Here is a 3,145-nt window from a genome sequence, read left to right as displayed (position 1 = left end):
TTACGTAGAGGTGGAAGTTACAGGCCCTAACCGTGACCTGCACTCTGGTGTTTATGGAGGTGCGGTAGCTAACCCAGCGACTATATTAGCTAAAATGATTGCCTCCCTACACGATGAAAACAACCACATCACTATCCCAGGCTTCTACGATGACGTCGTAGAGCTGTCGGCAGAAGAAAGAAAAGCACTCAACGAAGCTCCTTTTGATGCTGAAGAATACAAAAAAGATCTTGGCGTGGAAGAACTTTGGGGAGAAGAAGGCTTCACCACAATAGAACGTACGGGAATCCGTCCTACATTGGAAGTTAACGGTATCTGGGGAGGATATATTGGTGAGGGCGCCAAAACCGTATTGCCTTCAAAAGCTTACGCTAAAATTTCTATGCGCCTAGTTCCGAATCAAAACTCGGACCGTATCACCGAACTGTTTAAAAAACACTTCGAATCTATCGCCCCTAAATCGGTGAAGGTAGAAGTGAAGCCACACCATGGTGGAGAACCAGTCGTAACGCCTACAGATAGCATCGCTTACAAAGCGGCAGAAAAGGCGTTGGAAGAAACTTTCAACAAAAAACCTATCCCTACACGCGGTGGCGGCTCTATTCCTATCGTAGCTTTGTTCGAAAAAGAATTGGGCATCAAGACTGTATTATTAGGTTTCGGATTGGACAGCGACAACCTTCACTCGCCAAATGAAAAATATGGCATAGAAAACTACCTCAAAGGAATCGAAACCATTCCTTTGTTCCACAAATATTACGCTGAATTAAGCAAGTAAGAAAAACAGCATATTTTTAATAATAGGTCTATAGCTTTATAGACCTATTATTTTTTTATCTTCGTACAAGCAAATCTAAACTAGATAGAACTTTTTATGATCAAACTTCTCAGGAAAATACATACTCTACTATACTTTGCCGCTGTACTTTTATTTTTCATTCCGTTCTACCCTATCCTCTATTTCTTCACCAGACAGCCTCAAAAATATTATAAGCAGATCGTATGGTGCCGCAAATGGATCAGTATCATGGCTATCCATCTGGTAGGAATAACGATTTAAAGTCCACCTACGAAAGATTAATATTGACTGGAGCAGACCTTATGTTATTTGCCCCAACCACACATCCATTCTGGATATTACCGTATTGACCTATCTGTGTCCCCAGCCTTTCTCCTTCATGGGGAAGATTGAACTACTCAAAAATCCGGTGACACGCATCTTTTTCAAAAGCATAGATATTCCTGTGGACCGAAAGAGTAAAATGTCTTCCTTCCGTGCCTATAAGAAAGCAGATGAGTACCTTAAAGAAGGTAAATCCATTGTCATCTTCCCCGAAGGAAGAATCAACGATATCTATCCACCAAAACTTAGCGAATTCAAATCCGGATCTTTCCGACTGGCCATTGACAACAAGGTATGTATCCTTCCTATCGTCATTCAGGATGCTTGGAAGGTTCTATGGGATGACGGACAAAAGTATGGTTCCAGACCAGGCACAATACATATCAAGGTACTAAAACCTATTGACACACAAACCCTTACACAAGGAGAGTTTGATGATCTGCAAAATTACGATTTACAACAAAATGAACGAACATTGGACGCAGGAATAAAACGTTTTAACCTTATAAATAACTGTATAACAGAGAAATGTAAATTACATTTCATTTAACTTGCAATTATTAAATAATATATTATTTTTGCGAAAAGTGAAAACTAAAATTGTAAGACTATGTATTGGACTCTAGAATTAGCATCGCATTTAGAAGATGCACCATGGCCTGCTACAAAAGATGAGTTAATCGATTACGCAATTCGTTCTGGTGCTCCTGTTGAAGTAATAGAGAATCTTCAAGCTTTAGAGGATGATGGTGAGCCTTACGAAAACATCGAAGAAATTTGGCCAGACTATCCAACTAAAGATGATTTCTTTTTCAATGAAGACGAATACTAATTTCAAATAAAAATCGCACTCCTACTATAGAGTGCGATTTTTATTTACAAGAAACCCTAAATTGAATTAAACGAAATTCGCTTACCTTTGTCTTTATTGAAAAGACATGTATGCGACAATTTTTCCTTATAGCAATTTTTCTGTGCTTTAGCACCAAAATTTTCGGGCAAGTCCCCTCTGTAGAGAATGAAAGCCCTACCACGCTTATCATCCAGCCCAAAATAGGATATTCTTTTTCCAAGACTACCTTTAACATTGCTGGCAACGAACGCGGCACCAGTCCCAATATACTTTCCGAACTAATATGGGATCCTACCAACCAGATAGACTTGGGCGCCGACATACGTTTGGCACATAGAAGCTTTTATCTAAGAACAAGCCTTTCGGTCAACAGCACCTTCATGGGTAACGTTGCCGATACCGACTACGATGGTGACAACAGAACCTTGGCGTATAACCAGTCACATCACAGCAACCACAAAGGTTGGGGCTATTCCCTGCGTCTCCAACCGGGTTATTTTTGGGTGAGAAACTCTACGTTGTCGCTCGCTACGTACCTTTCTGTCGACTATTCGATGAAGCAGCTTTACCTACTCAACGACAAAAATTGGACTGCTTCGCATCCTAACTATATTTCGAATCTAAATTCCTATTACAAATACCGTTTTCCGAGCTATGGTCTTGGAATAAACTTATCCTATAACCTCTCAACGCAATGGACTATGGAGGTGGATATGGAAGGATATCGGGCTAATTACAATGCGTATGGACACTGGAACTTACGGGACATTTTCGAGCAACCTAAAAGCTATGAACACCAAGGAATCGGCACACGCCTTCTATCATCTTTGGGACTATACTACGTGCTCTCTACGAGGACAGAAGTAGGTTTAAGTTATACATTTAATCATTACTCCATACAAGACGGCAAAGACTTTGCTTATACTACCACCCAAGGCGTTTTAAGAACAAAACTGAATGACGCTAATGAAAGCAAACATTCATTTCTTCTAAATTTGCGTTACTATCTTCCGTTACGTTAATCTTTTGTGGATTCCTACAGTCGTATATAAAAATCATAATCATGAGACTTCTATTTACTTTTCTTCTCTTCTTGCAAAGCATCACACTCTTCGGACAGGATACCGTGAGCAACYAACTGACGACCAGCAGCTTATTAAACATTTATT

5 protein-coding genes are annotated in these 3,145 nt (G+C 40.0%); all 5 read left to right on the top strand.

Annotation, left to right across the window (positions count from 1 at the left end):
* Window positions 1-778: M20/M25/M40 family metallo-hydrolase (locus SD31_RS10095; protein ID WP_039054032.1), on the top strand; the 778-nt coding region annotated here is incomplete at its 5' end.
* Between the two features lie 96 nt (window positions 779-874).
* Complete coding sequence (locus SD31_RS19090) at window positions 875-1,060, top strand: hypothetical protein (RefSeq protein WP_231561435.1); 186 nt, start codon at window positions 875-877, stop codon at window positions 1,058-1,060.
* 16 nt (window positions 1,061-1,076) lie between these two features.
* Entirely contained in the window at window positions 1,077-1,673 is a 597-nt protein-coding gene (locus SD31_RS10090; RefSeq protein ID WP_316929847.1) for a lysophospholipid acyltransferase family protein, read from the top strand.
* Between the two features lie 60 nt (window positions 1,674-1,733).
* Entirely contained in the window at window positions 1,734-1,955 is a 222-nt protein-coding gene (locus SD31_RS10085) for a DUF2795 domain-containing protein (RefSeq protein ID WP_002996718.1), read from the top strand.
* Between the two features lie 110 nt (window positions 1,956-2,065).
* Window positions 2,066-2,998 (top strand): hypothetical protein, encoded by a 933-nt coding sequence (locus tag SD31_RS10080; protein ID WP_039054031.1) that lies wholly within the window; start codon window positions 2,066-2,068, stop codon window positions 2,996-2,998.
* Window positions 2,999-3,145 lie beyond the last annotated feature (147 nt).

This window comes from Sphingobacterium sp. T2 (assembly GCF_000814685.1).
Lineage (GTDB): Bacteria > Bacteroidota > Bacteroidia > Sphingobacteriales > Sphingobacteriaceae > Sphingobacterium > Sphingobacterium thermophilum.
This window is presented reverse-complemented; position numbering and strand designations above follow the sequence as displayed.